General features: G+C 32.9%; 12 protein-coding genes. 5 read left to right on the forward strand and 7 right to left on the reverse strand.

What is annotated here, in order from left to right; all coding sequences use genetic code 11:
- Window positions 1-5: 5 nt before the first annotated feature.
- Window positions 6-638 carry a leucine-rich repeat domain-containing protein gene (locus DG435_RS24760; protein WP_106792818.1) on the reverse strand — a complete coding sequence of 211 codons (633 nt, stop codon included), beginning with the start codon at window positions 636-638 and terminating at the stop codon, window positions 6-8.
- A gap of 273 nt (window positions 639-911) precedes the next feature.
- On the opposite strand from DG435_RS24760, the gene DG435_RS24765 reads away from it, so the two are divergent.
- A complete protein-coding gene (locus DG435_RS24765; protein WP_106792817.1) occupies window positions 912-1,250 on the forward strand; it encodes a DUF4870 domain-containing protein in 339 nt (112 codons plus the stop codon).
- Window positions 1,251-1,469: 219 nt separating this feature from the next.
- A complete protein-coding gene (locus tag DG435_RS24770; RefSeq protein WP_106792816.1) occupies window positions 1,470-3,695 on the forward strand; it encodes a response regulator in 2,226 nt (741 codons plus the stop codon).
- 63 nt (window positions 3,696-3,758) lie between these two features.
- Here DG435_RS24770 and DG435_RS24775 read toward each other — a convergent pair whose 3' ends face one another.
- A complete protein-coding gene (locus DG435_RS24775) occupies window positions 3,759-5,009 on the reverse strand; it encodes an ammonium transporter (protein ID WP_106792815.1) in 1,251 nt (416 codons plus the stop codon).
- A gap of 66 nt (window positions 5,010-5,075) precedes the next feature.
- Complete coding sequence (locus tag DG435_RS24780; protein WP_025664247.1) at window positions 5,076-5,414, reverse strand: P-II family nitrogen regulator; 339 nt, start codon at window positions 5,412-5,414, stop codon at window positions 5,076-5,078.
- 446 nt (window positions 5,415-5,860) lie between these two features.
- Between DG435_RS24780 and gltB the strand changes: the two genes are divergently transcribed.
- The 3 genes from gltB (at window position 5,861) to DG435_RS24795 (ending at window position 12,876) form a co-directional block, all read left to right on the forward strand.
- Window positions 5,861-10,363 carry a glutamate synthase large subunit gene (gltB, locus tag DG435_RS24785; RefSeq protein WP_234387102.1) on the forward strand — a complete coding sequence of 1,501 codons (4,503 nt, stop codon included), beginning with the start codon at window positions 5,861-5,863 and terminating at the stop codon, window positions 10,361-10,363.
- A gap of 13 nt (window positions 10,364-10,376) precedes the next feature.
- A complete protein-coding gene (locus DG435_RS24790) occupies window positions 10,377-11,840 on the forward strand; it encodes a glutamate synthase subunit beta (RefSeq protein ID WP_106792813.1) in 1,464 nt (487 codons plus the stop codon).
- A gap of 211 nt (window positions 11,841-12,051) precedes the next feature.
- A complete protein-coding gene (locus DG435_RS24795; protein WP_106792812.1) occupies window positions 12,052-12,876 on the forward strand; it encodes a hypothetical protein in 825 nt (274 codons plus the stop codon).
- A 358-nt stretch (window positions 12,877-13,234) separates the two neighbouring features.
- On the opposite strand, the gene DG435_RS24800 is transcribed toward DG435_RS24795, so the two are convergent.
- From DG435_RS24800 to DG435_RS24815, 4 genes are all read right to left on the reverse strand, one after another.
- Window positions 13,235-14,914 (reverse strand): serine hydrolase, encoded by a 1,680-nt coding sequence (locus tag DG435_RS24800; protein WP_106792811.1) that lies wholly within the window; start codon window positions 14,912-14,914, stop codon window positions 13,235-13,237.
- 388 nt (window positions 14,915-15,302) lie between these two features.
- Window positions 15,303-16,778, reverse strand: a complete 1,476-nt coding sequence (locus DG435_RS24805) for a S41 family peptidase (RefSeq protein WP_106792810.1) — start codon at window positions 16,776-16,778, stop codon at window positions 15,303-15,305.
- A 150-nt stretch (window positions 16,779-16,928) separates the two neighbouring features.
- Window positions 16,929-19,601 carry a M56 family metallopeptidase gene (locus DG435_RS24810; protein WP_106792809.1) on the reverse strand — a complete coding sequence of 891 codons (2,673 nt, stop codon included), beginning with the start codon at window positions 19,599-19,601 and terminating at the stop codon, window positions 16,929-16,931.
- A complete protein-coding gene (locus DG435_RS24815) occupies window positions 19,601-19,960 on the reverse strand; it encodes a BlaI/MecI/CopY family transcriptional regulator (RefSeq protein WP_101449495.1) in 360 nt (119 codons plus the stop codon). Before DG435_RS24815 ends, DG435_RS24810 begins: the two co-directional genes overlap by 1 nt.
- Between the last annotated feature and the right edge of the window lie 2 nt (window positions 19,961-19,962).

A 19,962-nucleotide genomic window follows, 5' to 3' on the forward strand; every position in this document is an offset into this window, starting at 1 on the left:
GTTTTTTAAGTTTTTTTAAGTTTTTTTAAGTTCTTGATACTTTCTGGTAACGCTATTAGATCATTTGTTAGCGAAACGGGATCCAGTATAAGTGACTCCAGATTTGATAAATTTCCGATTTCCTCAGGAATACTTTTTAGAGCAAAAGAACCTACATGCAGAGATCTTAAACTTTTTAATTGACAAATTTCTTTGGGTAAAGTTTCAAGGAAATGAGAACTATCGATATGTAATAATTCTAACTTTTTAAGATTTTCAATTTCTTTAGGTATTTTTTCAAATTTCCTACCTCTGATTTTTAATCGTTTAAGGTTAGTGGCTTGACCTATAGCAGAAGGAAGAGAGTTCGTTGTAGCTTTAACTCCAAAACCCAAAATAGTTAGGCTCTCAAGAGAATTATGTACAAGAAGTTTAAAATCAACATCACTTAAATGATTATAACCGCTAACTCTTATTATTTGATATTGATTAATATCTTCGGGTATTTTTTTTGATGCTTGAAGATTAATTGTAATGCTTTTAATTTCTTTTTCCTTTGGTGGAACAACTTCTTCAATAATGGTATCTCCTTCTTCGATGATAAGTTGACCATAAGATTGGAAGAAAAATAGTATAAATACCAATGTTAATAATCGCATAGGGATAAAATTTTAGAATAATTAAAAGTTTTCTAAAATAGTAATAAACTATGCTATTTTAAAATAAAAAATTAAGGACATAAGATTTTAAACTGCTAATATGAAGGTGAATTCTATGAATGGTAGGTTTTTTTTCATGAAAACCTCTTTATCTTAGTAATGGGTAAGATACATATTTTGTATATGTGCTGTAACAAATTGCTATTTTTTTCGTCATATTAGTATAGATTGCTAATATTTTTAGCAATTACATCAATCAAAAACGTAGAAACCATGAGACAGGACAGATCATTACTAGTTATTACCCATTTATCACAATTATTAGACCTTATCACAGGATTTGGCGGATTTATAGTGCCTTTGATATTGTGGTTAACCCAAAGAGAAAGAGTTACGGCAATGGATGAACATGGGAAGTCGATTATGAATTTTCAGATAAGTATGTTTATTTACGCAATTATCTGTATTCCTTTGATATTATTATTTGGATTGGGATTATTAGGATTAGCTCTTATTGCACTATTATGCTTTATATATCCTATCATTAATGCAGTAAAAGTAAATAATGGAGAAGAACCTTCATATCCGCTATCTATGCAAATTATTAAATAAAATATAACATTAAAATTTATATAGCTATCATTGTTTAAAACAATGATGGCTTTTTTGTTGAATATGAAAAGATTGCATTCAATTTCTTCTTAATTTTAATGTAAAAACTTACCCGTTATAAATGGTTATGTCTTGTGATATATAGCTTCCCATTAGATGAATAGATATATAATTGTTATCTTAGTAGAAGGGAAAACAAAAGAGTAAGAGAAGGGATTCATGAGAATATGGGATATACATATAAGGGTAATTGCTATTGTGTTACTTCTAAGCAATGTTGGTTTTAGCCAAAAAAACACCACCACAAATAGCCCTATATATGATATTGAAAAAGCAATTTCCGGTTTAATAAAGAATGATAGTATTATAGAAGCCAGAGCTTTATTAGATAGTGCGTTTAATATACGTCAAGATACTACTGATAATAACTTTTTGGTAATGTATCATTATAATTATGGAGTACTTTTTAACAGCTCAGGAAAATTTAATGAAGCTCTGAAATACCTTACAAGAGCAGAGGAATACTCGAATAAAACTCCCTATAGATTATACGAAACAAGAATTTCTACTATGATGCTAAGGATCTATAGAGAAATTAATATGTATAAAGAACTGGATAGTTTATATGCAATAAATGTTGCCGAAAATAGAAAAAACAATAATCTGGCTGTTTTTTTAAATTACAACGATTATGCAATTAGTTGCATGAATAGAAAGCAGTATAAAAAAGTAATTCAGACTACACGCCAGGCTATCTTAGAGCTTGATGAAGTTGATTTTAGTAATAGGAGTCAACGTATTACTAATTCTGTAAATAAAGTAGTTCGTAATGAGCTTAAATTATATTTGGCCTTAGCTCTTATCGAAGAAAAAAAGGAATACGAGGAATCTTATCAACTACTTAATGAAACAGGAAGAGATTCCCTCTTTTTTGTAAAAAGAGAACGGGATGAGTATTTGAGACTTATAAAGCAATATAAAGCACGCTATTTTTATGAGTATGATAAGAACATGGATTCGGTATCTTATTATCAGTCGTTATCAAATAAATACCATGAAATCTATATAAGGAAATTAAGAGAGCGTGCTTCTAATGCTGATATCTTTATTTATGAAATTGCTAAAAATAAAAATGATTTTGAGAAGCTCTCTATTATCAATGAAAAAAATATTCAGATTCAAAAAAGTTACTTTCAAATTAGTTTTTTAACAGGATTCCTGTTGTTGTTGGCGACTATTTTTAGCGTTTATGTGTATAGGTCCAACAATCATAAGAATAGGATTAATGAGGAGTTGAAAGGTAAAAATACAGAGTTGTTAGCTGTCGATGAGGAGCGTAATCAGTTTTTTTCTATGATAAGCCACGAATTGAGAACACCTATCTATACGATACAGGGATTGGTAGAAATCATAGAGAATACAAAAAATCAAAAACAGAGAGAAGAATTTTTAAATACATTAAAGTTTTCGAATAACCATTTATCAGGATTGGTAAATAATGCTTTAGAGTATTCTAAGTTTCGCCTGGGAAATGTTAGACTAAATAAAGATGCTTTTTCCATAGATGAAATGCTAATGAATATTTGTAATTCGTTTTCATATCAGTCACATAAGAGTAATACAAAATTACATATCAATATAGCAGAAAATGTAGAGACAAATGTTTTAGGAGATCGTTTAAGACTTTCTCAAATTTTTATTAACCTTATTTCTAATGCTATTAAGTTTACTACAAATGGAAATATCTGGATAGAGGTTACGCAGGTTGCAAGTTTCGAAAATATGATCAGGCATCGCTTTGTAGTGAAAGATGATGGGATCGGAATTAAAAAAGAATTGATATCAGGTGTGTTTGATGGGTTTAAAGGTATACATCACATAGATAAACACAAAGGAGGTTCGGGATTAGGATTGTACATAGTAAAAAGATTTATTGAAGATTTGTATAAATCTTCGATAGTTGTAGAATCAGAAGAAGGTAAAGGGGTCTCATTTTCTTTTGAGATTGAAATGGAACGAAACCTGAAGAATGCAAAGGTTCCAATTGTAAATGATAAGGATTATAATAACGTATTAGAAGGTTATAAAATGCTGGTTGTAGATGATAATAAGATTAATCTAATGATCACAAAAAAGATACTAGAAAGTGCAGGGGCAGTATGTACGACTATAGACAATGGTATTGATGCAATAGCTATAGTGCAAAAAAATAACTTTGATATTGTTTTTATGGATATTCATATGCCAGAACAAGATGGCTTAGAAACAACTCAAAAAATAAGAGAATTTGATAAAGATGTTATTATTATGGCATTAACGGCTGTTGATTTGGAAAAGGTAATCACTAAAGTTCACCAGTCTGGCATGAATGGGATTATTACTAAGCCATATAAACGAAGTGATTTATTTCAAAAGATCTTGTCCTTTTCTCTAAAGAAAGATTAAAAAAATGAGTTTCCTATACTATAGGAAACTCATTAGTAAAAAACAGTTTGGATCCTACTGTTTTTAATGTTGGTTAATTCTAAAATCAGGATAGGCATCCATGCCATGTTCGTGACTGTCCAATCCATCAATTTCTTCTTTTTCTGAAACTCGGATTCCTATAGTTTTCTTAAGGGTGAATATGATAACAAAAGCTGTTGTTAGGCAAAAACTCCCTACAATGAGTACCCCAAGCCCTTGAACTAAGAACTGATCAAAACCAGCTTTATCTCCAAAAAGACCTACGGCCAAAGTTCCCCAGATACCACAGATTAAATGAACAGCTATTGCACCTACAGGATCGTCTAGTTTTAATTTATCTACCAATGCTACTCCAAATATGATAATTATACCAGCGAGTAAACCAATAATTACAGCTTCGTTTGGAGACATTAAATCAGCTCCGGCTGTTATTCCTACCAAGCCTCCCAGGATACCATTCAGGAACATAGTAAGATCATAGTTTTTGTATAGGATTGTAGAAAGTACAAATGCTCCAACTCCTCCTGCTGCTGCTGCGAGACAAGTTGTTACTAATACTAATGATGTGCCGGCAGGATCTGCAGAGAGTACAGATCCACCATTAAACCCAAACCATCCTAACCAAAGAATAAGCACACCAGCTGCTGCGAGAGGTATATTATGCCCGGGAATAGCTTGTGGTCTTCCTTCAGAACTAAATTTACCAATCCTTGCACCTAGTAAGATAATTGCTATCATAGCAGCCCATCCACCAACAGAGTGTACAAGTGTAGAGCCTGCAAAGTCATAAAAACCTTTAGCTTCTCCAATTTTTAATGTAGATAAAAATCCACTTCCCCATTGCCAAGAACCTACGATAGGGTATACTAAGCCTACATACAGTATAGTAAATATCATAAATGCCCCCAACTTAATACGTTCTGCTACAGCACCAGAAACTATAGTAGCAGCAGTAGCAGCAAACATTCCTTGAAATAAGAAATCTGTCCACCAGGTATACCCTCCGCTAGCATATTCTGGGGTCATTCCATTCTCGGGGGCAGTAATGCCAAACCCTGCAAATTTTAAAAAACCAAAATCTCCATCTTCGAATCCTGGATACATAAGATTAAAACCACCGATGTAGTATAATAATAGACCTACGCAGATGATAAATACATTTTTGAATAATATGTTAATTGTGTTTTTTTGACGAGTTAATCCTATTTCTAAAAAAGAAAACCCTAAGTGCATGAAAAATACAAGTGCGGTACACACCATCATCCATACATTGTTTGTGGTTAAAAGTTCCATAGTTTAATTACTATTAAAATTGTTTTTAGTTTTTGATTGGTTAATTTTTGTGACTAGTGAGAGGTGTTAGTTTAATGTTTCCCCACCTTTTTCCGAAGTACGAATTCTATAAGCCTCTTTGATGTCAGAAACAAAGATTTTTCCGTCACCAACTTCCCCGGTTTTTGCAGCTTCAAGAATTGCAGAGATTGCAACTTCTTCAAAATCATCATTTACAACAATAGATAAATATCTTCTTTGAATATCTGTTGTGCTATAAGAAATTCCTCTGTAGACACTTCCTTTTTGTTCATGTCCAACTCCAGTTACGTCCCAATATGAGAAAAACATAACACCTTTATTGTGTAAGGCTTCTTTTACAACCCGATATTTTGACCTCCTGATAATTGCTTCTATTTTCTTCATAAAGAATAAAAGTTAAAATTAATATTGAATTTGATTCAAAAGTATAATATTTTGTTTTTAACCTTTAAATAAATAGGGTGTGAATGGATATTTTTATCATTTTACATATTTTAACCTATATAAAATTAGGGTTAAATATTATTTATGGTAAAAAATGTTAATTTGATATTTGTGTGTATTCAAAATCTTATCGAAAACGTTTTCGTTAAAATCGATTGATAATCAGCTGTCTGTGGTTTTACTCTAATTCTTGATTTATTTATGTTTTTTGACAAAAAACGCATTGTCAAATTCATAATTAGAAGCTCTTATTTTGTGATTACTTTATTCAAGAAGCTCTTTTTTTATGTAGCTCAAAAAAGTGATTGCGAAAGCTGTTTTTTTCTTTCTCTATACTTAATGATTTGTTAATTTCATCTGCTTGAAACACTTTTAGATCAGAAAATATGATGAAGAAACAAGGAATGTATCTACCCGAATTTGAGCATGACGCATGTGGTGCAGGATTCATTTGTAGCTTGGAAGGGAAAAAATCAAATGATATTATTCATAAAGCATTAGAAATTCTTGAAAAACTAGAGCATCGAGGTGCTGTAAGTGCCGATGGAAAGACAGGAGATGGGGCTGGGATCCTAATTGATATTCCGCATGATTTTTTTATTGAGCATTGTAATTTTGAATTACCAGCAGCCGGAGAATATGCGGTAAGCAATGTTTTCTTACCTAAAAAAGAAAATCAAAGACAGTTTTGTATAGATACCTTCGAAAGAAATATTATCGATCAGGGGCTTGTTTTATTGGGGTGGAGAGATGTTCCTGTTGATCATATTCATATTGGTGAAATTGCAGCAACGACAGAACCATTTATAAAACAAATATTTATAGGTAAAGAAAATGAAGATCAAAGCTATTTTGACTTTAATTTAAAACTATTTATAGCAAGGAAAGCAACAGAGCATACAATATATGAATCCAAATTATCAGAAAGCAAATTTTTCTATTTACCTAGCTTGTCGACAAAAACTTTAATATTTAAAGGCTTATTGATGCCAGAGGATATTAAATTGTACTATAAAGATTTATTGAATCCAAAAGTAGTAACCCGATTAGCTTTGGTACATCAACGCTTCTCTACCAATACATTTCCAACCTGGGATCTTGCACAACCTTTTCGTTATATGTGTCATAATGGAGAGATTAATACCTTAAGAGGAAATATAACCAGAATGCGCTCTAGAGAAGAACTATTGGAGAGTGATTGGTTTGGGGAGGATATCAAAAAAATACTTCCAGTGGTATTAAAAGGTAAATCAGATTCTGCTTCTATGGATATGGTTGTAGAGTTGTTATTAATGACAGGGAGATCACTCCCAGAAGTAATGATGATGATGGTGCCTGAAGCTTGGGAGAAAAACCCAGAAATGTCTGAAGTTAAGAAAGCCTTTTATGAATATAATTCTTGTTCTATGGAGCCATGGGATGGCCCAGCATCAATTCCGTTTACAGATGGTAATTATATAGGGGCAGTGTTGGATAGAAATGGATTAAGACCTTCTCGTTATAGTGTAACCAAAGATGGGTATGTAATCATGTCTTCAGAAACTGGAGTAGTGGATCTCGAACCAAATAATATAGAATATCACGGTAGACTGGAACCAGGAAAAATGTTCTTGGTTAATATGGATGAAGGTAGAATTGTAAATGATGAAGAGATCAAAGAAGAGATTGCAGCAAAGCATCCTTATCGAGAATGGTTAGATAAAAATCTGGTGCATTTAAAGGATATACCGTATAATGATTGTCCTTTGTTTTTAGGCGAAGAAACTGTTGCTAAGCGAAAAGAAGTATTTGGATATACTCAAGAAGATATCGACACTATTATTTCTCCTATGGGGCAATTAGGAAAAGAACCTATTGGTTCTATGGGGTCTGATACACCAATTGCAATACTTTCTGAACGCCCGCAATTGATCTATAATTATTTTAAACAATTATTTGCCCAGGTCACTAATCCACCATTAGATGGTATTCGCGAAGAATTAATTACCGATATCAGTCTAACGTTAGGATCTGATCATAATATATTTAAGATTAATGAGAAACACTGTAATAAACTAAAGATTCAAAACCCTGTAATATCCAAAGAAGACCTGGATAAAATCAAAACCTACACAGGTAAAGGGTTTAAATCTACTTCTATATCAATGTTGTATAACATTAACAAAGGATTAAATGGCCTTGAAGATGCATTAGAAATAATGCTCAAAAATGTATCAGAAGCTATTGATAAAGGAACAAACATAATCATACTTTCTGATAGAAATGTGAGTAAACACAGGGCACCAATCCCTGCTTTATTGGCATGCTCTTACGTCAATAGTGGATTGCAAAAATTAGGAAAACGATCAAAAGTCAGTACAATTATTGAATCTGCAGAACCAAGAGAAGTACATCACTTTGCTTTGTTGTTTGGGTATGGAGCTAGTGCAATTAATCCATATATGGTAAATGAAATCATAGGAGAGGAGATAAAAGAGGATAACATTTCTGGACTTACTTTTGAAGATGCTATATACAACTATAATAAAGCAGTAGGTAAAGGAGTATTAAAAGTGATGAATAAAATAGGTATTTCTACCTTAAACTCATACAGAAGTTCTCAACTGTTCGAATGTATAGGTATTAATACCAAAGTCGTTGATCAATACTTCCCAAATACCGCAACACGTATAGAAGGAATTGGATTATATGAAATCGAAAAAGAAATCTCTAAACGCCATAAAAAAGCTTATGTGGGCCAAGAAGTAGCTGCAAATTTAAGTTTAGAAATAGGAGGGCAATATCGATGGAGACGTAATGGAGAAAAACACCAGTTTAACCCTTTATCTGTTGCTAAACTACAAAAATCAGTTCGGGATAATGATTCTGAAACATATGCAGAATATGCAAAGTTGATTAACGAACAATCAAAAGCACTGATGACCATAAGAGGAATGTTGGAGTTTTCTAATTATGACCCAATTTCGATAGATGAGGTAGAACCTTGGACAGAGATAGTAAAACGTTTTAAAACAGGAGCTATGTCATATGGGTCTATTAGCAAAGAGGCTCATGAAAATCTTGCTATTGCAATGAACCGTATCGGAGGAAAAAGTAACTCTGGAGAAGGGGGAGAGAATCCTCTTCGTTTTTATAAAGATGTAAATGGAGATTGGAAAAACAGTGCAATTAAACAAGTGGCTTCTGGTCGATTTGGAGTATCATCAAACTATTTGACGAATGCTGCTGAGATTCAAATAAAAATGGCTCAGGGAGCTAAACCGGGAGAAGGAGGACAATTGCCAGGGCCAAAAGTAAATCCCGAAATAGCTAAAACCCGTAATTCTACACCATATGTAGGATTAATTTCACCACCACCACATCATGATATTTATTCTATTGAAGATTTATCGCAGTTAATTTATGATCTGAAATCTGCAAATAGAAATGCCAGAATAAACGTGAAATTGGTGTCCGAAGTTGGTGTAGGTACTATCGCGGCTGGAGTTGCCAAAGCAAAAGCAGATGTGGTGCTAGTTTCTGGATTTGATGGAGGTACCGGAGCATCACCATTAACATCATTAAAACATGCCGGACTCCCATGGGAACTCGGTATTGCAGAAGCACAGCAAACATTGGTTGGTAATAACCTGCGTAGTCGTATTGTACTAGAGTGCGACGGACAGTTAAAAACCGGTCGGGATGTCGCGATAGCATGCCTGTTGGGAGCAGAAGAATTCGGTTTTGCAACAGCACCTTTGGTAGCATCAGGATGCGTAATGATGCGTGTATGTCATTTGAATACTTGTCCGGTTGGTATTGCAACACAAAACCCAGAACTACGCAAAAAATTTAAAGGTAAACCAGAACATGTGGTAAACTATATGTATTTCGTGGCTCAGGAGCTGCGGGAGATTATGGCACAGCTAGGGTTTCGTACTATTAATGAAATGATAGGGCAAGTAAGTAAGTTAGACCATAAAAAAGCAATTGACCATTATAAAGCAGCAGGAGTAGATCTTACTCCAATTCTTCATCAAGTAGAAACACCTTATGGAGTGGATATCTATAATACCGAAAATCAGGATCATGGTTTGGAGAAATCTATAGATTTTGAAATAATAGAACAAGCACACCCAGCACTCTTCCGTAAAGAAAAAACAGCTTTAGATTTTGATATTTGTAATACTGATCGAGCAGTAGGTGCTATCTTAAGTAATGAAATATCAAAAATATATGGGGCACAAGGATTACCTGATAATACTTTGAAATTGAACTTTACAGGAGCAGCAGGGCAAAGCTTTGGAGCGTTTGCAACCAAAGGATTGACTATGGTAGTAAATGGAAATACCAATGACTATCTCGGAAAAGGACTTTCGGGAGCAAAACTCATTATTAAAGTACCCGAAGAAGCTACTATTATTCCCGAAAATAATGTGATTACGGGTAATGTAACTCTATATGGAGCAACAGCAGGAGAAGTGTATATCAATGGTAAAGCAGGAGAACGATTCTGTGTACGTAACTCTGGAGCAAAGGCAGTAGTTGAAGGAATTGGTGACCATGGATGTGAGTATATGACAGGAGGTGTTGTAGTAATTCTTGGAGAAGTAGGTAGAAATTTTGGGGCCGGAATGTCTGGTGGAATAGCGTATATCTATGATGAGAAAAAAACATTTGAAACACATTGCAATAAAGAAGCGTTAAACCTGGATCCTGTGGCAGAGAAAAAAGATATTGAGGAGTTAAAAACACTAATCGAGAATCACTACAATACTACTTTAAGCCCTTTGGCCCAAAGAATTTTGGAAAACTGGGGGAGTGAATTGCCAAAATTCATCAAAATCTTCCCTGAAGAATACAAACAAGCATTAAGACGATTAAAAGAAGAAAAACTAGCACAAGTATAAAACGATATTGAACATGGGAAAGATAACTGGATTTTTAGAATTTGAAAGAGAGATAGAACAATGCGAACCGGTAAAAGATCGTATCAAAGGGTATAAAGAATTTACTGTTGGAATGCCTGAGAAAAAGCTCAAAAATCAAGGAGCACGTTGTATGGATTGTGGGATACCATTTTGTCATAGTGGATGCCCGTTGGGTAATCTGATTCCTGATTTTAATGATGCGGTGTATCGTGGTAGATGGAAAAAAGCAGCAGAAATTCTGCATTCAACCAATAATTTCCCTGAGTTCACAGGGAGATTATGTCCGGCACCATGTGAAGAAGCTTGTGTGTTAGGTATTAATGAAGACCCTGTAAGTATTGAGAATATAGAAAAAAATATCGTAGAACAAGCTTTTAAAAACAATTGGATTAAGGCTAATCCCCCAAGCGAAAGAACAGGTAAGACAGTAGCTGTAATTGGATCTGGTCCCGCTGGATTAGCAACTGCGCAACAATTAAACCGTGCCGGACATTTGGTAACCGTTTTTGAAAGAGATGAAAAAGTGGGAGGATTGCTACGCTATGGTATTCCTGATTTTAAAATGGAAAAATATGTGATTGATCGTCGTATTACTATTTTAGAAAAAGAAGGTATTATTTTTAAAACGAATGCTCATATAGGAAAAGAGATCAAAGCAGATCAGTTAAAAGCTGATTTTGATGCTGTAGTATTGTGTACAGGAGCTACAGTTCGTCGCAATTTACCAGTTAAAGGGACTAATCTTAATGGAGTAGTGCAGGCAATGGATTTTTTGCCCCAAAATAATAGAAGAGTAGATGGAGTAAAAGATTTGGGAGAAGAAATCCTGGCTACAGGAAAAGATGTAATAGTAATTGGAGGTGGAGATACCGGATCAGACTGTATTGGTACCTCTATACGGCAGGATGCAACTTCTGTGACTAATTTTGAGATTATGGGTAAAGGAACTATAGAACGTCCTTCAAATCAACCCTGGCCATTTTGGCCAATGCGTTTACGCACAAGCTCATCCCATCAAGAAGGAGTAACTCGTAATTGGAGTATCTCAACCAAAGAGTTTTTAGGAGATGAAAACGGAAATCTAAAAGGTTTAGTCACTACCGAAGTAGAATGGGTAAAAGAAAATGGCCGTTTTACCTTAAAAGAAATCCTGGGTACAGAGAAGGAGTGGAAATGCGAATTAGCATTATTAGCATTGGGATTTACGGGGTCAGACCCTACTATTGCAGAGCAATTAGGAATTGATATGGATGCAAGAACTAATATCAAGGCAAGTGAAGAAAATTATGCAACTAATGTAAAAGGGGTTTTTGCTGCAGGTGATACCCGTAGAGGACAATCTTTAATTGTTTGGGCAATTGCAGAAGGTAGACAAGCTGCATATCATATAGATACCTATTTGATGGGATCGTCTAATCTGCCACTTAAAGGAGAAGGAGATTTACCTAGGGTATAAAAAGTATGAGATACTCCTTAAATTTGTCATTTAGTGAGTGGTGCAAAGTGAATGATTAAGGATTATAAATAACCAGAAATGTGGTTTTGTTTATAGTTTTAACATTATTAATTGAAAATCAGCAAGTTTTGTATTATGATATGGTAATATAATGTAATTTTTATGTTAAATAATTATATAATTTTCAATAGTAATTTTAAACTATATAATTATGTTAACACACAAATTCAAACTCAGTATTTTTTTGACCACTATTTTGCTATGTGTTAGTTGTCAAAATGATGGTTTAGATCAGGAAGATTTGAATCAAGAAGAACGACCATTGTCTAAAGAAGCTACAGCTACTTTAGATTATTTAATTGAAAGAGGATTTTCTAAAGAAGATCTTATACCAAATTTTAAGGATGAAGCTTTTATGCAAGGTGACATGATGATTCCTTTTGCATTAAAAAGTAATAGAGACGCAAACCCACCTAAAAAAGGAAGTATTCAGGAGAAAAACCGATGGTTTTTTGGTGGAGTTGGAGTATACTATAGTAATTCCAGAGATATTAGGTATTATGTTGAAAATAACTATCCAAGAAACTTAGAGTACGCACTTTCCTGGGCTGCTTGGCATTGGAGTGTTTCAAGCCGTAATATTAATATAAGTAGAACTTATAATAGATCGAGTGCAGATATTTTGGTAGGATCTTGGTATAACTCTAATGAAGGCGCATGGGCAAGAGCTCTGTTACCTGATGGTAGAGGAAATGTTGGCTCATGGATGAGAGTAAATACAGCTAAACCTCATCCAGGTGATGAATCTACAATGGCTTTGTTAATACATGAATTAGGGCATAATATTGGTTACCATCATTCTGATCAAACTTATGGAGGTCATATACCAGGTACTAATGGTGTAGCTTATCATCAAAGTAATAATTGTGGCTCTGTCATGAAAAGCTCAATATATACATGTAATTGGAGATTCAGTTCAACACCTGGATGGTCGAGAGATGATAGAACGGCTATCACTTGGGCTTATGGGAATTAACAAGCTAACCTAAAGAGTGTTTATTATTTAAATACCTTCATAATTTTAATTAAGATGGCTCTATAATAATTATCATAGAGAGTATAAATATAACCTTGTCTGAATACTAAAAGATTAATTTATACATTATTCAGATACGGTTATATTTACACTCTTGTTAATAGTGGAGCAGCATCTATAATGGTTTTTAAATCTATAGAATTTGCTTTTTATGACCTCTTTTGCTTCAATATAAAGATCTTGAAAATCTTATCGTAATACGAAAAGAAATAAAAAAAGCCTCTAGTAAGAGGCTTAAAAACGAGTCGTTTTATAACAAATTATAAATTTGTATAGCGATTACCAATGTTACCGCATATTATTTCTTTTGAAATTTCAAATTTGTTACTCTTCCGGTGTTCAATCTAAAGCCTGAAACTTTACCATAACCGTCTGTCTTAAAATGAAAAACGCCATATTCTTCATTAGAGAAAAGGTTCACCATAATCGAATTGAGAGGTGAAATTTCGATTTCATTTATATAAAGTACCAACAATTTATTTTTTATTTTTAATGTGTAATTAATATCTAATTCTTTGCTATAATAGGTACCTACAAAATCAATTAATTCCTCATTAGTATAATTTTTGGGGTGATATTCTTTTGAAATTATCGCCTTTCCTCCGTTTACACTAAAAAACATAGTGTAATTTCCTTGTTCATTTTTGTCAAATTTCACCAGTACATCAGATCCAACATTAATCATTTTGAACTCATGCTTACTGATAGGAATTAAGTCACTTTCATTAGTCTCAGACCTATAATATCTTAGAGTGTCATTCTTTACATAAAGCTTTCTAGTATACGAACCTTCATCGTTCCAATAATGTCCAGAGAACTTTTCAAGATCGTTAGTTTTTAAATGGACAAATCCTTGCTTATTATTGACTTTTTTACCTTGGTTTTCAACTTCATCATTTATGAAATTTTCTTTAAGAAACATATCAGTGATTTGAAAGGATTTACGCGTTGGGTTTGCGTCATCTCTGTTGGCTAATATAATTACAGAAAACTTCTGTTTAGGAAATCGTATTAATTGTGCTTGATAACCAGCAAGGGCCCCGCCATGGCTCACAGTTTTTAATCCCTTATAAATTCCGTTGTTCAATGCAAAAGCATATCCACTACTTTCTCCATTATTTAAAAGCCCTTCTTCATGCATTCTTTCAATAATTTCTTGTCCTCCTTTTCCAAGTTTATTATTATAAAAGTTCTGATCCCATAAAAACAAGTCCTCTATGTTTGAATATATTCCACCAGAGCCAACAAGGTCAAATCTCATAATTAAATTATTAAATCCCTCTCCATTACTTTTTCTGTTATAACTGAAAACACGATTTTTAATCAGATCAGTATTATCATCGTAAAAAAGTGTATTTTTCATACCTAGAGGCTGGAAAATATTCTCATGTGCAAATATTTTTAGGGATTGACCAGCCACTTTTTCTACAATCATCGCCAACATGAAATAGCAAGAATTGCTGTATAAATGTTTTTCTCCTGACAAAAAATTTAGCTCTTCCTGTTTTTTTATAAGTCCATAGATCTCATCTGTATTTGTATCGTCAAGATAGTTTCTACCTTTTAAATACATAAGGGTAAAATAATCTCTAACACCACTCGTATGATGTATAAAATGTCTAATAGTCAAAGGAGTATCATATTCTGGAAAATCAGGAAGGTATTTTTGAATTCTATCATCTAAGTTTAGCTTCCCTTGTTCTTCGAGAAGTAAAATACTAAATGTTACAAACTGCTTAGAAACAGAACCAATATAAAAAACAGATGAAGGAGTTATTTCTATGTTGTGTTCCAAGTTACCAATTCCATATCCATTTGAATAAATCAGCTTACCATTTTTAATAATCCCTATGGCACCCCCTGGAACATCAGGTTTATTCCATTCCGAAAAGAGGTTGTCTATTGCTTGGCTTTCTTTAGGCTGTCCAAATGAGCAAATAGAAAAAGAAAGAAGGAATAATAATAAATATTTTTTCATAATCTGTTTTTATTAATTGTTGTTAACGGTTAGTATAAAAATTTTTGAAATTAGTATGAGATGTAAATTTTCCGCAGGAAAATGAGCCTTAGCAAACAGGTAATTAATTGAGATGAAAAATCAGAAATTACTTATATGTTTTGCTGCCAAACGGTATGTTTTTTAGCCTTAGTTTTTAGCACGATTTAGACCTTAATTTTTTCAATTTAATTTTTATCATGTTAGTTTTATCTTCAATTGAGCTCATCGATTGTCAAATATTTTAGCATGGGTAATGGTCATAGAGCCATTCCTGTTTTTTGATTGATTGAATTTTGATTAGTGTATTATATGTATTTAAATATTCAATTTTAGATGTTGAGAAAGAAGTTAACTAAAAACCGTTTTATTAATTTTTATACATTGGCGGCAATAGTTTTTTCAATGCAAATTCCAGAACAGCATCATTACTCTCTAGAATATCTTGTATAGAGTTTGATACATTATAATCTGGGACAACGCTTCTTTTCTGGATATGTTCATCTATAGTATACTTTGCATGTAGTAAAGGTAAATAGATTGCTGTTTCGGTATGATCTCCTTTGATAGAAATTTGGCGCACACCGTTGCTAATACCTGCATATCCATAGGTTTCTGTTCCAACGAAGTTTGCATTTGTATATTCCTTTAGTAAGCCTGCCGCAATACCAGCAGCCGAAGTGGTACCGCCATTGATCAGAACAATCAGCCTTCTTTTATAACGATACTCTTCAATTGGATCATAATTCATCAAATCACGTAGTGATTCATGTTTTGTTACCTTGAAAGTACCGTCTTTTTTTCGTTTTAACCCAAAAGATTCATCCAAATTAGATGAGTTGCCAGTTATTTCCATAAAGTACTTATCATCTACCAAAGTCACTATCTCTTTTGCAGGAGTGATGGGTTGGTTAATAAAATATTGAAGCAGGTAAGCTGCATTACTTGCTTTTCCACCTCCATTGTTTCTTAAATCGATTATTAGGTTTTTAATATTTTTATCAGAAATTTTCTTGAAACATTGTTTGTAAAAATCAGGATAAGTGTTCTCGGGTTCATCAAAACCATCTTTTATAAATCGACTTATTTTTAGATAAGCATAATTTTCTTCCTTATTTATCTCAAAGTTAAATGCTTTTTCCGGCACTGTTTCTGGGAGATATTTCTTAGATTCTCTAGTTTCATAAACTTCTTTTGAAATTGCCTCAATTTTTGTTTTTATGATTCTCTTGGTTTTATAGTCTCTATACACAAGGTTATATGTAGGTTGTTCCTCAAATATCTCGGGATAGAGTCTGTAAAAGGGTTTGTATGGCCCTCCTAACCAATGTTGCATACCGTTTTGACTTTCTCCATCAGAAGAATAATGTGCTAAAATGTCAAAAATAATCTCATTACTCAAGTTGCTATCAATAGATAAGATTTCGGATCCTTCGGGAATTTCTATAGAGCTAAGATTTTTCACTATAAAAATACGTTCATCCTTAATATATACTTGAAAGGGGAGTCTTTTTTGACTATTGATAACACTTCCGAGTTTACCGAATGTATATGCTTGTGTATGTCCATCATGTATATTCGCTATCAATTGAAGAACAATTCTATAAAATGCCTTGGCTTCCATTGGTTTGGAAGTTCGCAACATCAAATCGTTTATCATTTGATTAAACTCTTCGTGGTTTTGATGCGTATAAGTTCCAGGGTGAACTTTAATGAGTGCCGTTTTAAATTTTTCTAAGTCAGCCTGCATTTGTTCAGGTTGATAAACTATGGACTCCTGCGCTCTTCCTGTAACCATATACATGCTCAAGAAGCTTATCAGTACTACCCAGTAAATCCTATCCATTTTTATTTGTATTGCTTTAATAATAATTGAAAACTCTTAAAATGATTTAACGCTACAGAGTGATTATCAGATTATTGGCAAAAGGGAATGGAATTAATAACCATTCCCGTTTTTTGATTGATTGAATTTTGGCTAGCTTACTATAAATATTTAAAAATGAATTTTGATTCTGATGGCTTGTTCTAGCGAAATATCTTTGTCCTGTTCTTTTAAAGATTTTATAAACTCTGGTGTAACATTATGGATTTTAAGACTCTTTGCTTGGTCAGCTGTTATATTTTTAAATCCTATATCTTTAAAAGATTGTACAAACTCTGGAGTGACCCTATGAATTTTAAATGACATGATATCATCTAGTGGAAGATCACCAAATTGTGTCTTTTTAAACTCCTTAATATATTCTGGAGATACATTATGAATTTTAAGAGATATTAATTTGCTTATAGAGATATTAGGATATCCTATTTTTACATATTCTGAAGCAGCATTAGGAGATACGTTATGTATTTTTAATGATTTTGCCTCATCTAAAGAGACGTTTTTGTATCCAGCTTTTTTAAACGAATCAATAAAATCAGGTGTCACACTATGAATTTTTAAAGCAACTATATCATCCAAAGGAATGTTATTGTAGCCAGCCTTATTGAACATTTTGATAAATTCTGGCGTTACATTGTGTATTTTTAATTTGATGATATCATCAATAGGTACATTGTCATAACCAAGTTGTTTAAATTGTCTAATAAAATCATTTGGCGTTTGTTGATCATCTTGTGAGGCACCACGGCTATTGGTAGAACTCGACAGCGTATTTTGATCTCTTTTGCTTTTAGAAGAAGAAAAACCTTTAGCTGTTTTTACCTGGCCCGGTGTGATATCATGAATCTTTAATTTTATAGCTTCTTGTAACGAAATATTTTTTTGCCCAGCTTTTTTATATGCCTTTATAAGTTCTGGAGTTACCCCATGAATTTTGAGTTTCTTTGCCTCCTGTAAAGTAATATTTGGGTATCCAGCTTTCTTAAAATTATTTATATATACCGGAGTAACGTTATGAATTTTAAGGTTTTTGGCTTCTCTTACAGTAATATTTGTATGTCCGGCCTTTTTAAATGATTCAATAAAATCTGGAGTCACATCGTGAATTTTTAATTTCATATAATCATCAAGAGATAGGTTACCATAACCGTTATTTTGATATGATTTAATAAATTCAGAGGATACATTATGGATTTTAGCTTTTGTAATCTTTTTTAAAGATGTTTTATTACCGTTTAATGTATTGATGAATGAAATATAGGCAACATCAACATCGAACAAATTAAGTTTACTAACCTCTTCCATTGTATAATTCTCATAGCCTAATCTGGCAAGTTCTTTTCGATACATTTTTAGCTTATCAAGCGGAAGTGATTTATGAATAATATCTTCAAAATCATCTTGATCTATTTTTAGATTTTCACGCTTCAGATAACTAAGGTAATTGTTGTCAAAACCAGTAAGGAAACAATGAATTAAATCTTTGTTGTCTACTCGTAACCCATAGGCTTTAAGTGATTTAATAAAAGTTTCATTAGGAACAAAAGTATACCTTCCATCACCAATTTTGTTATCAAACTGACCAACATAGGTTATAGTTCCTGCATCTTTGGTAATTTTAAATTGTTGTCGATCTCCAGTAGGGAAATCTTTAAAATAAATTGGATCATAACATCTTGTCATAGACCAGAAATTTCGTTTAAGAGGCTCAGCACTTCGGTACATAATACATAATTTACCTCCTCCAACTTCGGCATCCCAAACTCCTTTGGTAAAGTCATTTTGGGCACTGGATGATATAGATTCTTTTCTAAAATCTACAGTTGGATCCATAGATTCTTTATCATAATTTACCAGTATTTCATTTGGCTTTACCGGATTAAAAGAAAACACGGTGATGGCGAGTAGTGGAATAATGATTAGGTATTTCCACCCTGATTTTGATGTTGATTTTTTAGAATTCATCATGAGTATTCGTTTTTTGAGAAATGATTGATTGTAACTTGTCGCCAAACCTGTTGGCATATTTGGGGTGGAGACTTTTAGAAGATTCATTTGATAAACTTCTCTGTCCTCACCTATATTAAGCATGTTATTGTCGGTTAGGTATTCTAGATTGTTATCGATGGCTCTGCGGTATAACCAGGCAAAAGGATTAAACCACTGCATCATCACCAATAACTCAACTAATAACATATCGACACTATGTTTACCTTTGATATGTACTTGTTCGTGTTTTAGGATTTGTAAATACGTATCAGGATTGTATTGACTGGGATTCATAAATATCCGATTCCAAAACGAGTAAGGAGCATGTTTTTTATCGGTTTCGACAATTTTATAATCATCAACTTCTACGGTAGGGTATTTAGAAATACGATATAATAGAACTCCCAATTGAATGATGAAATGAATACCAAATACCAATATACCTAACACATATATGTACAGCAGAATTGATCCCCAATCTAAAGATTTACTAATCGAAGTAGTACTAATACTAGAAGTATCTATAGTTGATGTGTCTTCAATTTTTGTACTTACTTCTGGTGTTTTATGGTCTGTAATTAGAGAATTTGATGGTTGCATTTCTGCTTCTTGAAATAGAGCACTTTTAAATGATAAATTTTCGGGAACCGTAATAAAAGGTAAAGTGAACGAAAGTATCACCAATGATAATAATACCCATCTGTTTAAATGGTAAAAGGTCTCTTTAGAAAGAAAAAATCTATATATAATATATGATAATCCTATTAATGCCGAGCTATGTATGATATAGTCCATTATTTCTTGTTTTTTATCAGTTGAATTATTTCCTCTAATTCGTCGGTATTTATTTTCTCTTCTTTGGCAAAGAATTTAACCAAAGCCAAAGGAGAATTGTCAAAATAATTGTGCATTACTTCGCCCAAGACTTCCTTTTGGTACTCATCTTTTGATACTAAGGGATAATATTGAAAACTGTTTCCGTAAGCTACATGACTTATAAACCCTTTTTCTTCTAAAATTTTTACGATAGTAGCAGTAGTATTATAATGTGGTTTAGGATCAGAAAGCTCTTCTATGATCTCTTTTATAAATGCTTTTTCCAACTTCCACAGACTTTGCATAATCTGTTCTTCTCTTTTGGCTAATTTTTGCATAG

The organism is Aquimarina sp. Aq78, assembly GCF_900299525.1.
Lineage (GTDB): Bacteria > Bacteroidota > Bacteroidia > Flavobacteriales > Flavobacteriaceae > Aquimarina.

Bases quoted from the DNA above. Each gene is read 5' to 3' on its own strand.
- DG435_RS24765 (WP_106792817.1), top strand. From the start codon at position 912: ATGAGACAGGACAGATCATTACTAGTTATTACCCATTTATCACAATTA.
- DG435_RS24795 (WP_106792812.1), top strand. From the start codon at position 12,052: ATGTTAACACACAAATTCAAACTCAGTATTTTTTTGACCACTATTTTG.
- DG435_RS24775 (WP_106792815.1), bottom strand. From the start codon at position 5,009: ATGGAACTTTTAACCACAAACAATGTATGGATGATGGTGTGTACCGCA.
- DG435_RS24760 (WP_106792818.1), bottom strand. From the start codon at position 638: ATGCGATTATTAACATTGGTATTTATACTATTTTTCTTCCAATCTTAT.
- DG435_RS24770 (WP_106792816.1), top strand. From the start codon at position 1,470: ATGAGAATATGGGATATACATATAAGGGTAATTGCTATTGTGTTACTT.
- DG435_RS24805 (WP_106792810.1), bottom strand. From the start codon at position 16,778: ATGGATAGGATTTACTGGGTAGTACTGATAAGCTTCTTGAGCATGTAT.
- DG435_RS24800 (WP_106792811.1), bottom strand. From the start codon at position 14,914: ATGAAAAAATATTTATTATTATTCCTTCTTTCTTTTTCTATTTGCTCA.
- DG435_RS24790 (WP_106792813.1), top strand. From the start codon at position 10,377: ATGGGAAAGATAACTGGATTTTTAGAATTTGAAAGAGAGATAGAACAA.
- gltB (WP_234387102.1), top strand. From the start codon at position 5,861: ATGATGAAGAAACAAGGAATGTATCTACCCGAATTTGAGCATGACGCA.
- DG435_RS24780 (WP_025664247.1), bottom strand. From the start codon at position 5,414: ATGAAGAAAATAGAAGCAATTATCAGGAGGTCAAAATATCGGGTTGTA.
- DG435_RS24810 (WP_106792809.1), bottom strand. From the start codon at position 19,601: ATGGACTATATCATACATAGCTCGGCATTAATAGGATTATCATATATT.
- DG435_RS24815 (WP_101449495.1), bottom strand. From the start codon at position 19,960: ATGCAAAAATTAGCCAAAAGAGAAGAACAGATTATGCAAAGTCTGTGG.